Source organism: Streptomyces sp. NPDC019531 (assembly GCF_044903305.1).
In the GTDB taxonomy this organism is placed as follows: domain Bacteria; phylum Actinomycetota; class Actinomycetes; order Streptomycetales; family Streptomycetaceae; genus Streptomyces.
Genome location: NZ_JBJDQL010000069.1, coordinates 1 through 16,228, shown reverse-complemented (window position 1 = coordinate 16,228; position 16,228 = coordinate 1). Strand labels below are relative to the sequence as shown.

Annotated in this window: 13 protein-coding genes; 3 read left to right on the top strand and 10 right to left on the bottom strand. The window is 69.0% G+C overall.

The window, feature by feature from the left end; all coding sequences use genetic code 11:
- Positions 1-26 precede the first annotated feature (26 nt).
- Entirely contained in the window at positions 27-1,187 is a 1,161-nt protein-coding gene (locus tag ACI2L1_RS41995) for a glycosyltransferase family 4 protein (protein ID WP_404744741.1), read from the bottom strand.
- A complete protein-coding gene (locus ACI2L1_RS41990) occupies positions 1,184-2,263 on the bottom strand; it encodes a GDP-mannose 4,6-dehydratase (protein WP_404744754.1) in 1,080 nt (359 codons plus the stop codon). The genes ACI2L1_RS41995 and ACI2L1_RS41990 overlap by 4 nt, the downstream gene beginning before the upstream one ends.
- A 257-nt stretch (positions 2,264-2,520) precedes the next feature.
- On the opposite strand from ACI2L1_RS41990, the gene ACI2L1_RS41985 reads away from it, so the two are divergent.
- Both ACI2L1_RS41985 and ACI2L1_RS41980 read left to right on the top strand, forming a co-directional pair.
- Positions 2,521-3,798, top strand: coding sequence for a nucleotide sugar dehydrogenase (locus tag ACI2L1_RS41985; protein WP_404744753.1), 1,278 nt, complete (start codon positions 2,521-2,523; stop codon positions 3,796-3,798).
- 593 nt (positions 3,799-4,391) lie between these two features.
- Complete coding sequence (locus tag ACI2L1_RS41980) at positions 4,392-5,990, top strand: diguanylate cyclase domain-containing protein (RefSeq protein WP_404744740.1); 1,599 nt, start codon at positions 4,392-4,394, stop codon at positions 5,988-5,990.
- 408 nt (positions 5,991-6,398) lie between these two features.
- On the opposite strand, the gene ACI2L1_RS41975 is transcribed toward ACI2L1_RS41980, so the two are convergent.
- From ACI2L1_RS41975 to ACI2L1_RS41955, 5 genes are all read right to left on the bottom strand, one after another.
- The gene (locus ACI2L1_RS41975) at positions 6,399-6,983 is read right to left on the bottom strand and encodes a vitamin K epoxide reductase family protein (protein WP_404744739.1); all 585 of its coding nucleotides are present in this window, start codon (positions 6,981-6,983) and stop codon (positions 6,399-6,401) included.
- On the bottom strand, positions 6,983-7,480 hold the full coding sequence (locus tag ACI2L1_RS41970; RefSeq protein WP_404744738.1) for a DUF5949 family protein: 498 nt from the start codon (positions 7,478-7,480) through the stop codon (positions 6,983-6,985). The genes ACI2L1_RS41975 and ACI2L1_RS41970 overlap by 1 nt, the downstream gene beginning before the upstream one ends.
- 380 nt (positions 7,481-7,860) lie before the next feature.
- Positions 7,861-8,100 (bottom strand): chaplin, encoded by a 240-nt coding sequence (locus ACI2L1_RS41965; protein ID WP_404744737.1) that lies wholly within the window; start codon positions 8,098-8,100, stop codon positions 7,861-7,863.
- Between the two features lie 220 nt (positions 8,101-8,320).
- Positions 8,321-9,172 carry a chaplin gene (locus ACI2L1_RS41960; RefSeq protein WP_404744736.1) on the bottom strand — a complete coding sequence of 284 codons (852 nt, stop codon included), beginning with the start codon at positions 9,170-9,172 and terminating at the stop codon, positions 8,321-8,323.
- Between the two features lie 102 nt (positions 9,173-9,274).
- Entirely contained in the window at positions 9,275-9,502 is a 228-nt protein-coding gene (locus ACI2L1_RS41955; protein WP_404744735.1) for a chaplin, read from the bottom strand.
- A 508-nt stretch (positions 9,503-10,010) separates the two neighbouring features.
- Here ACI2L1_RS41955 and ACI2L1_RS41950 point away from each other — a divergent pair.
- Entirely contained in the window at positions 10,011-10,421 is a 411-nt protein-coding gene (locus ACI2L1_RS41950; RefSeq protein ID WP_404744734.1) for a rodlin, read from the top strand.
- 99 nt (positions 10,422-10,520) lie between these two features.
- Here the strand turns inward: ACI2L1_RS41950 and ACI2L1_RS41945 are convergent, their stop codons facing one another.
- From ACI2L1_RS41945 to ACI2L1_RS41935, 3 genes are all read right to left on the bottom strand, one after another.
- Positions 10,521-12,047: a von Willebrand factor type A domain-containing protein gene (locus ACI2L1_RS41945; RefSeq protein ID WP_404744733.1), complete on the bottom strand. Its 1,527-nt coding sequence runs from the start codon at positions 12,045-12,047 to the stop codon at positions 10,521-10,523.
- Between the two features lie 147 nt (positions 12,048-12,194).
- Positions 12,195-13,058 (bottom strand): ABC transporter permease, encoded by an 864-nt coding sequence (locus tag ACI2L1_RS41940; RefSeq protein WP_404744732.1) that lies wholly within the window; start codon positions 13,056-13,058, stop codon positions 12,195-12,197.
- Positions 13,055-15,697 carry an alpha/beta fold hydrolase gene (locus ACI2L1_RS41935; RefSeq protein WP_404744731.1) on the bottom strand — a complete coding sequence of 881 codons (2,643 nt, stop codon included), beginning with the start codon at positions 15,695-15,697 and terminating at the stop codon, positions 13,055-13,057. The genes ACI2L1_RS41940 and ACI2L1_RS41935 overlap by 4 nt, the downstream gene beginning before the upstream one ends.
- Positions 15,698-16,228: the final 531 nt, after the last annotated feature.

The following is a 16,228-nucleotide window of genomic DNA, read 5'->3' as shown; positions in this document are numbered from 1 at the left end:
TCCCCCGGCTCCCGCCCCGCCGATACTCACTGAATAGGACCAGTGGAAGCGCGGGCGCCGGACTGGCCGGGCTGGCCGAGAGGGCTGGGATCCTGCCGTAGATTCGAGGGCTCGCCGGCTGTCTGACGGGCCAGCTGCCGCCCCACGGAGAGCCCTCGCCTGTGTGCTGCGGACGGCACCCCGCCGGGAAGGGACGGAACTCTCAGCAACAGCGCCACCGTGGCAAGACCGACCCCGGCGGCGGCCATGAGCAGGCCACCCGACGGCAGGACGCCCTGTGCCAGGAGCGCCCCGGACAGAGCGCCCAGGGCCGCGAACATACCGATGGCCACGACAGTCTGGCGGACCGTCAGCCCCATCCGGCGCAGCCGGTGCGACGCATGATCCAGTCCCCCTTGCAGCAGCGGCCTCGCTTCCCGGTAACGGGACAGCATGACCAGCGCGGTGTCCAAGGTGACCACCAGCGTCGTGACCAGCAGCCCGGCGGGCACCGCGAGGCCCGCCGCGTCCTTGTGGAGCACGACTGACGCGGACGCCAGGGTGAAACCGATGAAGAGGGACCCGGAGTCGCCGAGGAAGATCCGTGCCGGGTGCCAGTTGTGGAAGAGGAAACCCAGACAGGCGCCGGAGAGAGCCACGAGGACCACTCCCAGCCCGGCCTGTCCGCTCGACCACGCGTGCCAGCACAGGAATCCGCCAATGACCACACACACCGACGAAGCCGCTCCGTCCATGTTGTCCAGCAAGTTGAACGCGTTGGTGGTGAAGACGATCCACATGACAGCGAGGACGGCGTCGAACGCGCCGCCGAAGACCGTCGGGTGGCCGCCGACGAGCACGACGACCGAAGCCGCCGTCGTCTCCACACCCAGTCGCAGCGCCGGGCCCAGCGGGCGCAGGTCGTCGATGAGCCCCAACACCGCCATGATCGCCGCACCCCCGAGCAGTACCGCGAGGCCCGGGTTACCGAAACCCCCGGCGAACGCAGTGACGGCTCCCGCGGTGAGCGTGACGACGGCGACCGCGATCCCACCGAGGTACGGGGTGGGCCGAGCGTGGCCCTTGCGACCGTCGGGCCGGTCAGTGACGCCGTGACGCAGGGCGAAACGCCGCAGTGGTTCCGTCAGCAGTGCACCGAGCGACACGGCCACGCAACCGACCGCCACCGTCGTCGGCAAGGGGCTCATGATTGACATGGGCCCGCCAGTGCGGTTCCGCCGATGCTCGCGGTGGCCGCGGGAAGACGCTCCGCCCTGCCGCCCGGCAAGCTCGTCGACGCCAAGCAGCTCACCTCGCCGCGTGCGTCCGCGATGGCGTCGGTGAGCACGTCGGTGAGGTCGCGCTTGGGCTGCCACCCTGTCAACGCGCGAAGCTTCGTGGTGTCCGGCACTCTGCGTTGCATGTCTTCAAAGCCCGCGCCGTATGCCTCGTCGTAGGGCACGTATTCCACCGAGGAGACGCTTCCCGCCTGAGCGATGACCCGCTCGCCGAGCTCGCGGACGCTGATCTCTTCGGAAGACCCGATATTGAATGTCTCGCCGTCCACCCCTGACTGCTCCAGCAGGAGCAGCAACGCCTCGACGGCGTCCGCGACATGGAGAAAACAGCGCCTTTGCTGACCGGCCGCATGGACGGTGAGAGGCTCTCCGCGCACCGCCTGTCGGGCAAAGCGCGGAATCACCATCCCATATGCCGGGCTCTGGCGAGGTCCGACGGTGTTGAAGAACCGGACGATCGTCGCCTTCAGGCCCCGCTCGCGGTGATACAGACCTGTGAGGATTTCGTCGACCGCCTTGGCCGTGCTGTACGACCATCGGACCACTGAAGGGCTTCCCAGGATTCGGTCGGAGGTTTCGCTGAGCGGTCCCGAGGAGTTCTTTCCGTAGATCTCCGAGGTGCTGGCCACCAGAACCCTGAGCCCGTACCGCTGGGCCGATTCGAGGACCGTCTCGGTACCCCGAATGTTCGTGATGAACGATTTCAGCGGTTGCTCGACGATGAGTTTCACACCGACGGCGGCGGCCAGATGGACCACGGTGTCGCACTCGCGCGCCAACTCGTCGACCAGGAGTGCGTCCAGCACGGAGCCGTGGACAAAACGAAAGCGTGGATGCTCCTGCGCGCGGGCGAGGTTGGCCATTCGCCCGGTGGCGAGGTTGTCGAGGACCACCACTTCCTTTCCTTCGGCCAACAGCGCGTCCACGAGGTGCGAGCCGATGAAACCGGCTCCACCGGTGACCATGTACTTCGAACAAGGATCCATGCGGGCCACTCCGGTTCGGTGGGTGAGTGTCGGACAACTCCCACAGGGCTCGATCGCCGCGCCGAGCCCAACATTCACCTATGGGAGAAATACAGGAAAATGAAACATCGGCACGCCTTGAAGTTGCTCCGACGCGGCTGTCTGATACTCGATTGGAGTGACACCAGGGAGACATGACGCGGCAAATGGGCCTACTGCACATCGCATGTGCCTCAATTGATCCGAGAACTCCAACTTCCCGGGAGGCCACGGTAATGATGGCGCACGACCCGCACGAGCAAGAGAAACTGATTGTCGTCGGTCAGGGATATGTGGGACTCCCTCTCGCGGTGCGGGCGGTGGAGGCCGGCTTCTTCGTGGTGGGCGTGGACACCGACGAACTGCGCGTGAAGCGCTTGGCCTCAGGCGATTCCTATATCGAAGGCGTCGACGGCGCACGCCTGGCCGCCGCGCTGGACAGCGGCCGCTACGAGCCCACCACCGACTACGACCGGATCGCCGGCTTCGACGTGTGTGTGATCACCGTGCCCACGCCACTGCGGGACGGCGTGCCCGATCTGAGCTTCGTGGAGGGCGCGGGCCGGAGCATCGCTCCTCACATCACGGCCGGCGCCACCGTCATCCTGGAGTCCACCACGTACCCGGGGACCACCGAGAGCCTGCTGCGTCCGCTGCTGGAGGAGGGCAGTGCGATGAAGGCGAGCGTGGACTTCCACCTCGGGTACAGCCCCGAGCGCATCGACCCCGGCAACGCCGAATGGCACCTCGAGAACACACCGAAGGTGACCTCGGGCATCGATCCCGCCTCACTCCGCAGCGTCGAGCGGTTCTACTCACGCATCGTGGAGCGCACCGTGCCGGTCAGTTCCTGCCGCACCGGCGAACTGACGAAGCTGCTGGAGAACACCTTCCGGCACGTCAACATCGCGATGGTCAACGAGATGGCGATGATCTCGCGACAGCTGGGGGCGGACATCTGGGAAGCCGTCGAGGCCGCGGCCACCAAACCCTTCGGCTTCATGCCGTTCACTCCGGGCCCCGGCGTGGGCGGGCACTGCCTGCCGGTCGACCCCTCGTATCTGTCCTGGCAGGTCAAGCGACTGCTGCGGCAGGACGTCCGCTTCATCTCCCTGGCGAACGAGATGAACGATCAGATGCCCGGCTATGTCACCTCGCGGATCACCCGGGGCCTGAACGAACGCGCCAAGTCCGTCAAGGGGTCCCGGGTCCTGCAACTGGGCCTGGCCTACAAGAAGAACACCGGGGACATCCGCGAGTCGCCGGCCGTCATGCTCGCCCAGGCGCTGTGCAAGCTGGGCGCCCATGTCGTCGCGGTGGAACCGCACACCGACTCCCACTTGCTGCCCCCGGACATCATGTGTGTGGAGTTCACCGAGGAGGAGATCCGGGCGGCGGACGTGGTCGTCGTGGCCACCGACCACGACGTCTTCGACTACTCCCTGGTCGAAAAGACGGCGTCATACGTCCTCGACACCCGAAACCGATGCCGGGGCGAGCGGGTCGAGGTCCTGTAAGGCCGCTCTTCCCGCCCAGCACAGGCCCGCCCTCCGGCAGCTTCCCGGAGGGCGGGCCTGATTTCGTCCTCTTTATCGCTTGATGAGTGTCAGTGTCGTCAAGTGGCCAGAGTTTCCTCATATCAGGTGAAGCCCGTTCAAGACGGTCATGTGGCTTGCGAGAAGATCCTCCTAGCCTCTTATCCCGCTTCGACAGTTCCGTACGAACTTTCGACTGCCCTTTCTGCGCTCGATCACCGTCGGGGGTTCGCATGATCCACGGGAGGGCCGGTCGAGCCGGTTCTCTTCGCACCGCTCGCGTCGGCCGCCCGCACACCGCGGGGATGGGCACGATCCTGTGCGGGGGCGCAGCACTGGCCGTCGCCGCCGGGACGAATGTGACGGCAGCCGTGCTCGTGCCGGCGGGCATGGGAGTGCCGGCTGCGCATGGCGTGGCCGCTCTGTCTCTCCTGGCACGCGCCCGGACCGCCCCGCGGAAGGTCCGACTTCGACTCGTGCTGTTCGCGCTTTCGGTCGCGGCAGGCGGCCTTCACCACCTGCTGGCAAGTCGGATCGACTCACCTGGCGCGCATTCCGCGGGACTCGTCCAGTCCATGATCCGTCCGTTGGCGGGCGCCGGGATCGCCGCATGCCTGGCGGGCGCCCTCGTCGCGCTGGTGATGGCTGCCGCGGACAACGGCACGACCCTGACCTGGCTACGACGGCTGCTGGACAGCTGGCTCATCGCAGGCTCCCTGCTCACATCGGGGTGGGTGCTGCTGTTGCACCGTGCCGACCAGGGCGCTGACGTGTCGACCTCACTGCTCGCTCTCGCACGCGTCGTGACGGGCATTCTGGTGCTGGGGCTCCTGGTCGCCTTGCGCTTCTGCATGAAGCACACCGAGCGCACTGCGAACACGGTTGCCATCCTGGCCCTCATCCTTCTGTCCGCGGGGGACATACTGCGCATCCTCCTGCCCGCGCCGGGCAACTGGTGCGGGATTCCCCTCGCGGCAGCCTGCTCGATGACCGGACTGTCCCTCGCCTCCGTCGCACCGTGGCTGCCCGGGGGCGTCGGCGGCGTGGGATTCGACCAGCGGTCGATGCCCGTCAGCGGGGTGGTTGCGGCGTTTGTGCCCCTGGTCGTCTGCGCATTGGCCATCTCGGCTCACGCCGTCACCGGCGGCCCCGTCGACATCGTGATGACCGCCTTGGCGGGCTCGGTGCTTCTCGCGCTCGGCGCCCGGCAGGGCGTCACCCACGCCGACCATCTGCGGATCGCGCAGGAGGCCGTAGCCGGTGAAGCCCACTACCGCACGTTGGTCGACGGCACACTTGACGTGATCACCACCATCAGTCAGGACGGGGTGGTGCTCTACGTCAGCCCGGCGGTCCACCCGGTCTTCGGCTACCGGCCCGAGGAAGTGGTGGGTGCTCGTCTGCCCCTGTTCTGCCACCCGGAGGACGTGGCGCCGCTGATGCAAGCCGTCCAGAGGTTGCAACAGGACGCCGCGTCCGGCACTTGCGGTCCGGGCCATCGCGTGTCCTGCCGCCTGCGAAGCGCCGACGGGCGCTGGCGCCACGTCGAATCGACGATCAGCCACCATCCTGAGGGCATGATCTTCATCAGTCGCGACGTGAGCGATCGGGTCGCACAGCAGGCGCAGCTTGAGCACCTGGCCTTCCACGACGCGTTGACCGGCCTTCCCAACCGCGCCCTGTTCTCGGACAGAGTCGCCCACGCCCTGCGGAAGCGGATCACAGGCGCGGCTCCCCCTGTGGTGCTCTTCGTGGACCTGGACGGCTTCAAGGCGGTCAACGACTCGGCCGGACATGCGACAGGTGACGCCCTCCTGACTCACGCAGCTCGTCGGCTCCAGGCGTCCGTACGGGCGGGAGACACCATCGCCCGCCTCGGCGGCGACGAGTTCGCGGCCCTCCTGGAATGGGAGATGGGTACGTCCCCTTCGAGCGCCAGGGAAGTCGCCGCGAGGATCCTGTCCGCTCTGACGAAGCCGTACCGGATCGGCAGCGCGGATACGGTGGTCTCGGCCTCGATCGGCATGGCGGTGGCCACCCCACAGGTCACTCCGGAGGAACTCCTGCATCAGGCGGATCTGGCCATGTACGCGGCCAAAGCCGCAGGTAAAGGCCGCATCCACATGCACCATTCGCAGCCACCGCCCGTCGCGACTCCCGCCTCGAACCGCTGACGGGGCAAACCGACTTCGGCGTGGAAGCCAACGTCGGCGGTGGGAGCCGCCGTCGTCACGGGCCGGTTCCTCCATCACGCGATGCAGGGCGAGCTCCAAGAGGGCCGGCGGATCGAGGGTGCCGCTCCCGCCGGGCGGGCTGAGCCACCGCAGGCTGCCCCATCGGCGGTGGGAGCCGGGGGCGGCGTTCCAACCTCCCGAAGCGCCCAGCAGCCAGGAGTTGGATGGGAGTCTGCCGCGCAGCCGGTCGTGCCGGCGAGCCCTCGGATTCTCAGCCCCGGCGGCCGGCCAGGCCAGCGCCTTCGTCCACCGGGACCCTCGCGAACCTCCGGGTGGCGCGAACATGGGCGTGGGGCCGACAACTCACCGGATGGACATGCGCAACCGCGCCCCTGGCCTGCTGGATTGTCACCCTGTCCAGAAGTCCCACCACCGCGTCAGGACGAGCATCCCGACAACACCGACGTGCAGCAGCGGCAGCCCGTGGGTGAAGTCGTCGAAGAACGTCCTCAACCACCCGGGCGCGGGCAAGAATTCGTTCCGCACGTTGAACGAAGTCAGGTACCAGAAGACGAAGATGGTGGCGATCCACGCCAGACAGCACCACAGGCACAGGGCGTTGATCCGGTACAGCGACTCGAACTGCAGCCACGACACGAATCCGATCCCGAACAGCGTGCCGGCCTCGAAGGTCAGCCAGTACCACCGGGGGAATCGCGCCCCCGCCAGCACACTCATGCCGACGCAGACCACGATGCCGTAGGAGACCAGGCCCAGCATGGGATTGGGGAACCCGAAGGCCGAGGCCTGGTCGCTCGTCATGACGTTGCCGCAGGAGACCACCGGGTTCAGGCTGCAGCCCGGCGTGAAGTCCGGGTCCTCGAGCAGCTTGAACTTGTCGATCGTGATGACCCAGGAAGCGAGCAGTCCGGCCGCACCCGTGACCACCAGCAACAGGGCGAACGCCCGGCCGCCGCCTGCGGTCCTAGCCATCAGCCGCGCAGGCTGCGAGCCGGGAGCAGGACGTGCGCCGCGGCCTTGAGTGTCTCCTCGGCGCCCGCGAAGGCGGCCAGCGTCTCGGGGGTGACGGGCTTGCCGGGCTTGGCCGCGGGCCAGGGCCGTGTGGTGAACACGAGGTAGGCGTGTCCACGTCGGCCGACGGCGGCGAGCCACTCCGGCGGCGGCAGGCACTGGGCGTTGAGGTGAGGCATGGTGACAACGGCCCGACCGGCCTCGACGAGCAGGCTGATGGGCAGGCTGGGACGGCCGGCAGCGTCCACGAGTTCCTCACCGATGGACAGTCCCGTGCTGAGCAGCAGCCGCTCGACGGCGGCTGATGAAGCCTCCGGGCCGCTTGCGCCGTTCCCCAGGGAGTAGGCGAGGAGGTAGGGCATGTCGCCGTCGGGGGCTCCACCGCTCCAGGCCATCACGACGAGCGTACCCAGATCGGCGGCGCGGAAAGGGCGCGTTTCGCATGAGGTTGAGGTCACCGCGGAACCTTATCTACGCGCCGATACGCACCCGGCCGCGTTCTCACCCGTACAGCCGATTTTCCGACGGGTCTCCACACGAACGAGGGATTACGGGCGATGAACAGGAAGGGCGCCATTCCGTCAGGGCCGTAATCGGCCCGTTCGGCGGCACATCAGCCCTTGAGGGGAAGTCCGCCGAGGGGCCCGCCGGGGCCGGCACCCGAATTGAGGGAGGTCGTTCGCGCCTCACCTTTAAAGACATCATCATGTTGCTTTCTTCGGCAGCTCATACGACCGAGAGAATTCCTGCAGGTACGGTCGAGGGCGCCCAGCGACTCGAACTGCGCGAAGCGGCCGCCCTCCCCTGGGGAAGGGCGGCCGCTGGAACGACCCTGCAGTCAGCTGTTGTCGCAGCCGTTGCCGGACGCCGTGTTCAGGAGCCCGATGACGCTGGCCGTGTCACCACAAGCGTTGACCGGGACATGGAGCGGAGCCTGGGCGGCGTTGCCCGACAGGACGCCCGGAGAACTGGCGGCGGCAGCCTGGGCACCACTGTCAGCGGCGGCGACACCGGCAGTTGCCGCCACGGCCGCGGCGGCAACTGAGGTCAGGGCCAAGCCCTTCGCAAAACGCAACATGGAGAAGATACTCCTTGGAGTTGACACAACACCCGGGCGGGATGCCCCGGCGCTGTGTCAACGCATGGCGCATCCGAGAGTTTTGCCGCCAATGGGGTGATTCTCGTACCCGGCTCGCGCCTCGCACGAGGACACCACGGGACCGGCTGCACGCCGCCCCTGAACGGTCCCGGAGCCGGAGCCCTGGGGCGGGTGCGGGGTGTCGGACGCGGCGAGCTGCCTACGACACGCGGGCTCGGCCGCGTCCATACAGGATGCCTCCGCCGAGGAGCAGTGCGGCACCAGCGGCCGATGCCGCCAGGACGTTCTCGCTTCCGGTTTCGGCCAGGGTGGGCGCATGACCGGAGAGCGGGGTGGCGGAGTTCGTCAGCGGTGCGTCGAACGGGTCCGTGGGCAGGGATTCGGACCGCGGGGTGCTCGGCGACTGCACCGAAGGTTCGGTGCGCGGCGCGGGCACCGACTTGGCCGGCGTGACCGTGACCGGCGTAACAGGCGTGACAGGCATGGCCGTGACCGGCACGTCAGGCGTGACCGTGACCGGCGTGACCGGCGTGACAGGCGTGTCTGCCTCGTCGCCGGACGAGGTCGCGGGGGCGTCCGGCTCCGCCTGCTGCAGGGGCTCGTCCGAGATACTGGAAGCCGCTTCGCCGTCGCCGTCGCCGCAGGAGTTGCCGGACGTCGGGTTGAGGGCACCGACCACGCTTGCGGCGTTCCCGCACACGTTCAGCGGACTGCTCACCGGCACCTGGACGTTGTTGCCCGAGAGGACACCGGGCGAGTCCGAGGAGTCCGTGTAGGCAGCAGCCTGCGGCGGGACGGCGCCCGAGCCGACGTTGGCACACGAGTTGCCGAACGCGGGGTTGAGGACGCCGATCACGTCGACGGAGTTCCCGCACACGTTCACCGGGCTGTCCAGCGGCACCTGGACGTTGTTGCCCGAGAGCACACCGGCCGAGCTGTCGGTTGCCGCGTCCGCGTCCGCGTCGGCGAAGGCGGCGGTGGTGTACAGGGACAGGATGCTCGTCGCGGCGGCGGCGGCCACGATCGTTCCCCTGCTCAGGGTCTGTCGCACTTTTTCGTTGTCTTCCTGCTTGGAGAAGTGGAAAGCCGGCCTTGGCGCCACACGGGCTTCCCAAGGCCGGCCATGGCAGCCAGGCCGGCTGACGTGACGGCGTCAGTCGGTGGCGCAGCCAGTGCCGAACGCCGGGTTCAACAGCGCGAGGGCGTCGGCCGTGTTGCCGCATGCATTGACGGGGACATGCAGAGGAAGCTGGACCATGTTGCCGGAGAGGACGCCCGGGGAGCTCGCGACGGAACCGACGGCATCCGTGTCAGCGAAAGCCGGGGCGGCCATCCCCAGGGCCATGACCGCGCCCGCGACGACGGCAGCGCTCTTCTTCATGAACTTTCCCTTCCCATAACTGCGGTCATGACCCTGTGTCGGCCGAAACCGAGCGAGCACAACATGAACGGCTCGCGCCATGACCTGCAGGCTGTAAACGAATGTTAGACGCCAGAAGAAACTGCGGAACGCGCCCATCGCAGGAATTCACCCGAATGCCTTGCCCCGAACAAGCATCAGCACGCATTTGAGCAGATAAGACGGCTTCAACGGTGCGGAATCCGGGCCATCGAGAGATGGTTTACGGAAAGGCTCGGGCGCCCACGCGGGGAAGGAACGGGGCGGCCCGAGCGGCCACCGAGGGTGAGATCAACCGTTGGCCGAAAGCCTGGCACAGAGTCCCCTTCACCGACGGCAAGTAGACCTCGGGTCCACCGGGTGCGCCGGGATTGGCTTCGGGACTTCACTCAGTTGGGGCCATCGGAGTGAAGGGGAGCAACCATGCACTGCGGCGGCAGTTGAACCAGGGTGCTCCGGTGGACGGAGTTTCTCCAGAAGGGACCAGCAAGTGATCAAGAAGGTTATGGCTGCCGCCGCAGTCGCCGTTTCCGTCGTCGGTGCATCGGCTGCCGCAGCACCGTCCGCGCTGGCAACCGGCAACGACGGTGACACGACGTCCACCAGCGGCGTTGGCGCCGTCCAGCAGTACGGCAACTCGGCCACGTACGGCGGCATGAGCCCCCAGATGGCGCTTGTCCAGGGATCTCTCAACAAGCCCTGCCTCGGCCTTCCAGCCGAGGCGAGCGCCGGTTCGATCGTGGGCGTCGTACCGGTCACGCTCCAGGACATCCCGGTCCTGTCGGCCCCGCAGGCCCAGGAGTGCGCCGAGAACTCCACCATGGTCAAGGGCGACGAACCGCTCTCGCACCTCCTGGACGAATTCCCCGTCCTGTCCGCCAACGGCACCAACAACAACTGAGTCACGACTCTGCCGCGGCGGGTCACCGGAAATCCGGTGATCCGCCTTTTCGTATCTTGCCGGGCGTCGAGGCACAGGCGGGGAAGCTCAGAACAGGCCCTAGTACTCCAGATGCTTCGCCTGGTCGATCGTCTCGGCGAGCTGTCGTACGTCGTTGTCCTCCGTCTTCTTCGCCAACTCCTCGGAGCGTTCCGCGAGTTCGGTGAAGCCGCAGGCGCCAGGGAGGGAGTCCCAGCGGTCGTCGCCGGAGCGCAGGGCATCGGCGAAGTAGGCGGCGACGGCCGTGACCTGGAAGCGGGGGCTCGTGCTCCACAGGGAGTTGTCGAGCGAGTCCGTCTCCAGCCGGCCGGACTCCTCGTGCGGGGTGCGGGTGTCGGGGTCCTGCCAGCGGACGGTGGCGGTGGCGAGGTGGCCCTCGGCACCGGGCTTCGTGCGGACCGCGTAGAGGGCGGTCACCGTGTGGCCGGGGCCGACCTCGCCGCCGTCGACGCGGTCGTCGCGGAAGTCGTCGTCGGCGACGCGGCGGTTGTCGTAGCCGACGAGGCGGAAGCGGTCGACGGTCTCCGGGTCGAAGGCGACCTGGGCCTTGGCGTCGCGGGCGGTGAGGTCGATGTTCTGCGGGAGTTGCTCGCAGAAGACCTGCTCGGCGTCGTCCTCGCCGGAGACGTAGACGGTGTGGCCGTCGCCCTTGTCGGCGAGGCGTTCCATCAGGGCGTCGCCGTAGTCGCTGCCGACGCCGACGCCGAAGAGGGTGATGCCGTGTTCGCGGCGGGCGCCGTCGATGCGGTCGAGGATGGAGTCGGGGTCGGTGTCGCCGTCGTTGGCGAGGGCGTCGGAGACGAGGACGACACGGTTCGTCGCGCCCTCGCGCAGGCCCTCGACGGCGGTTGCGTAGCCGGTCTCGACGCCGGCGGCGAGGTTGGTGGAGTAGGTGGGTGCCAGGTTGTCGATGGCGTGGCGGATCTCGCCTCGGTTGCCGCCCAGGCGGGTCATCGGCAGCACCTTCTCGGCCTGGTCGCTGAAGGTGACGATCGCGACCGAGTCGTCGTCGCGCAGGCGTTCGGTCATCGTGTCGAGGGAGTGCTGGGCCAGGTCGAGGCGGCCCGGTTCGCTCATGGAGCCGGAGATGTCGATGACGAAGGTGAGGGCGGCAGGCGGGCGCTGCCCGGTCTGCTCGGCGGCGCGGGTGGCAAGGCCGACGCGGACAAGGGACCAGTCCTCCTCGTCGGTGCGGGCGGCGTCGACGGTGACCGAGAAGCCGTTGCCGTCCGGGCGTTCGTAGTCCTGGCGGAAGCTGTTGACGAACTCCTCGGGGCGGATCGACGACGGGTCGGGGCGCTGTCCGTCGGCGAGGGTGCGGCGCGCGTAGCCGTAGGAAGCGGTGTCGACGTCGAGGGCGAAAGTGGAGAGGTGGTCGGGGGAAGGGGCGAGGTCCCGGGACTCGTCGTCCTCGCCCGGGGAGGTGCCGTCGCTGTAGGCGGGGGCCGGGAATCCGGTCGCCCCACCCGAGCCCGACCGGCCCTTGCTGCTGCTGTTGTCCCCCGTGGCGCCCTGACCGCACCCCGTGAGCAGCAGCCCGCCCAAAGCGGTGAGGACGAGCAGGTGTCGTATTGGGTGTCGCTCCATTGTCCGTGCCCCCTAAGCCAGTTGACGCTGACATCTGTGACTGTGACGGGCCAGGGGGCCGGAACGTGCGCTACGGAGCGTTGCGGATGAGTCTCGAAGAGGGCACGGGCGACGGCCGTTGAGACCGGTAGGTGATCCTCCGTTGACCTAGGACACCACGTCCTTGCGGGCGAAACCGCGGAAGGCCAGCGCGAACAGCACGAGGGCGTACGTTATGGAAACCGCGGTGCCCTGGATCATGCCGGACCACGCCGGATTCGGCTGTACGGCATCCGCCCAGGCGAACTGCCAGTGCGCGGGCAGGAAGTCGCGCCAGTCGCCGAGGGCGGTCACGGCGTCGAGGACGTTGCCGACGATGGTCAGGCCGACGGCGCCGCCGACCGCGCCGAGCGGGGCGTCGGTCTTGGTCGACAGCCAGAACGCCAGGCCCGCGGTGACCAGTTGGGACACGAAGATGAACGCCACGACGATCACGAGCCGCTGCGCCGCCGTGCCCGGGTCGAGCGAGCCGCCGGTGGGCAGTTCCAGGGGGCCCCAGCCGTAGGCCGCCGTGCCGACGGCCAGGGCGACGAGCGGCAGCAGGATCATCGCGGCCAGGCTGAGGCCGAGGCCGACGACGAGCTTGGACCACAGGAGCCGGGCCCGGGGCACGGGTGCCGCGAGCAGGTAGCGCAGGGAGGACCAGCCGGCCTCCGAGGCGACCGTGTCCCCGCAGAACAGGGCGACGGGGATGACCAGCAGGAAGCCCGCCGACACGAACAGGTTGACCGCGGCGAAGTTGGCGCCGGACGCCGTCGCCGTGTCCATCAGGGACACCGTGTTGTTGCGGCCGCCCGGCTCGCCGCCGATGGTGAAGGCGATGAGCAGGACGAACGGCAGGGCCGCGAGGATGCCGCCCATGATGAGCGTGCGGCGGCGCTTGAGCTGGCGGACCAGTTCGACGCGCAGCGGCAGGGTGCGGCCCGCCTTGTAACCGGAGGCGACCTCGGTTCGCTCTACGAGCGTGCTCATGCGGAACCTCCGATCAGGGTGAGGAAGGCGTCCTCCAGGCGGCGGTGCGGGCCCACCGACCGGACGGGCACTTCGAGCCGGACGAGTTCGGCGACCAGGCGCTGGGCGCTGCCGTCGGCTTCCAGGCGGATCAGCAGGCCGTCGTCGGTGCTGATCGCCGAGGCGATGCCGGGCAGTGCCGCCACCTTGTCCACCAGCGGATCCGCGATCTCGTCCGCCAGGCCGACCAGCAGCGTGTCGCCGGAGCCGATGATCTCGGCGACCGGGCCGGCCTGGACGAGGCGGCCGCGGTCCATCACCACGAGGTGGGTGCAGGACTGCTCGACCTCCGCCAGCAGGTGGCTGGAGACGATGACCGTGCGGCCGGCCGCCGCGTAGCGGATCATCACCTCGCGCATCTCGCGGATCTGGGGCGGGTCGAGGCCGTTGGTCGGTTCGTCGAGGATGAGCAGGTCCGGGAGGCCGAGCATGGCCTGAGCGATGGCGAGGCGCTGGCGCATGCCCTGGGAGTACGTGCGGACCGCGCGGGCCAGTGCGTCGCCGAGGCCCGCGATCTCAAGAGCCTCGTCCAGGTGGGCGTCCTCGGCCGGGCGGCCGGTCGCCTGCCAGTACAGCTCCAGGTTCTCGCGGCCCGAGAGGTGCGGGAGGAAGCCCGCGCCCTCGACGAACGCGCCGACCCTGGACAGCACCGGGGCGCCGGGACGGATCGCGTGTCCGAAGACGCGGATCTCGCCGCCGTCCGGCTTGATCAGGCCCATCAGCATGCGCAGTGTCGTGGTCTTGCCTGCGCCGTTCGGGCCGAGGAGGCCGAGGACCTGGCCCTTGTCGACCCGGAAGGAGAGGTCGCGGACCGCGTACCTGTCCGCCGACTTGGCGTACCGCTTGCTCAAGTCCGTGATCTGGAGCGGGACTTCGGCCAGCTCCGGGTCCGGGGCGGGCGTGGCCGTGCGGCGGCGGCCCGTCAGGAGCAGGGCCAGGGCGACGACAGCGCCCGCGAGGGGCAGCCACCACACCCAGGCGGGCAGGGGGGCGGCCGCCGTCTTGACGCCGGGGGCCGTCGGCACCTTCAGGTCGCCCTTCAGGGACACGGTGTACGTCGCGGGGGTCGCCGGGGAGGCGTAGCCGAGGTCCGTGGAGGCGAGGACCAGGCGGAGGCGGTGGCCCTTCTGGATCTCGTGGTCGACGGCAGGGAGCGTGATCGTCACGTCCTTGCCCGCCTTGGCGCCCTCGACCCGAAGGGGGGACACCAGCTGGGACGGCAGCACCTGCTGGGTGCCGCCCGGGCCGACGTCGTACACCTTGGCGAAGAGGACGGCGTCGTCGCCCGTGGACTTCACGTGGACGGTGGCCGTCGGGGCGCCGGTGATGCGGAGGTCGTCGGTGACCGGCGCGGACTCGAAGCGCGCGTACTGGCCCGGGAAGTCCAGGGCGACCCCGGCGCCGAGCGAGGCGAGCTGGGAGAGGCCGGAGCCGCCGAGGCCGGGGAGGGCTGAGACGGCTGGCGGGCTGGCGCCGGCCGGGTTGGCGAAGCGCTGTGTGTTGCCGGTCAGGGCGATGGACTTCTGCCCACTTTCCAGACCGGGGTATGTGTCGTCGCTCGCGCCCCGCAGCTGGGCCGCGCCGTCGGTGGAGTCGACGCCGCCGGTGCGGGTGACGCGGAAGGCGGGGCCGGTGTCGGTGGCCTTGTCGTCCTTCAGATAGCGGTCGAACCAGGACCGCACCCGTGACTGGACGCGGCTCGTCTCCAGGTCTCCGCCGTCATGGCCGCCCGCGATCCAGTCGACGTCGACGGGGGCGCCGCCCGCTCGGATCGCCTTCGCTGCGGCGTCGGCCTGGCCGAGCGGGAAAAGGGAGTCGGTCTGGCCCTGGATCAGGAGGGTCGGCACCTTGATCTTGTCGCCGACCGCGGAGGGCGAGCGCTCTTCGAGGAGCTTCTCGGCCTGGGCGTCCGGGGTGCCGGACTCGGCGACCCGCTCGTACATCTCGCAGATCTGCGTCTCGAACTTGTCGCAACCGCCTGCCTGGTTGACGAAGATGCCGGCCCAGAGCTTCTTGAAGACGCCGTTCGGGAAGAGGGCCTCCGAGAGGTCCCAGTAGGTGATCGCCGGGGCGATGGCGTCCACGCGGTCGTCGTAGCCGGCGGCGAGGAGGGAGATCGCGCCGCCGTACGAGGCGCCGGCCATGCCGACGCGTGGGTCGCCGGTCTTGTCGAGCTGGACCGTGGGCTGTTCGGCCAGCCAGTCGATCAGCTTGGAGACGTCGGCGACCTCGGCCCCGGGATCGTTCAGGCCGACCTTGCCGGTCGACTTGCCGAAGCCCCGGGCCGACCAGGTCAGCACCGCGTAGCCGTCGCGGGCGAGGTCCTCTGCCTGCTGGCGTACGTCGTCCTTGCTGCCGCCGAAGCCGTGTCCCAGCAGCACGGCGGGGTGCCTGCCGGCGGCGGAGGGCGTGAAGTACGAGGTGTCGATGTGCACCCCGTTGACGGCCATGATCCTGTTGGTGCTGTGCACCGGGGGTGGGTCGTCGTCGGCGACGGCCGTCCATGTCCCGGCTCCGGCGAGCACTGCGACGGCGGCCGCGGCGGCACCGAGCCGTCGTAGCCGCCGTAGTTCTCGCAGCCGGGGCAGTCGAAGATCCATGCGTCAACGGTACGGGGCGAAACTGTCGGGGAGTTATCGACTGGGGGCCGAACCTTGGCCCTCCCGTGGGAGTACGCCCTCGCTTTCGTGTACCGCGTTCGTGGTACGGCGGGTGAGAGCTCGGTCCGTTCAGTCGTTCGCCGACCGCGGGTCCGTTGTGGCTTGTCGCGCAGTTCCCCGCGCCCCTCAGGGCGTCTCATCCTCCGGGATTGACACGATCCAGCGCGTCTCCCCGCGCGGGCGGAGGTACAGGGCCCAGTACAGGGTCGCCACCGCCGTGATACCGCCCGTCCACAGCAGATGGGGCGTCTCCTGCCGAGGCGAACAGGACGCGGGAGTTCTGGATGACCATGACGATGCCCGCGTCGATGATCGCGAGACACGGCGGTGCCCCGACCTCCCCTCACCGGGGAAGGCGGGGCACCGTACGACCCGCTCAGTGGTTGCGGGGGAAGCCCAGGTCCACGCCGGTCGGGGCGTCGGCGGGGTCGGGCCAGCGGGTGGTGACGACCTTGCCGCGGGTGTAGAAGT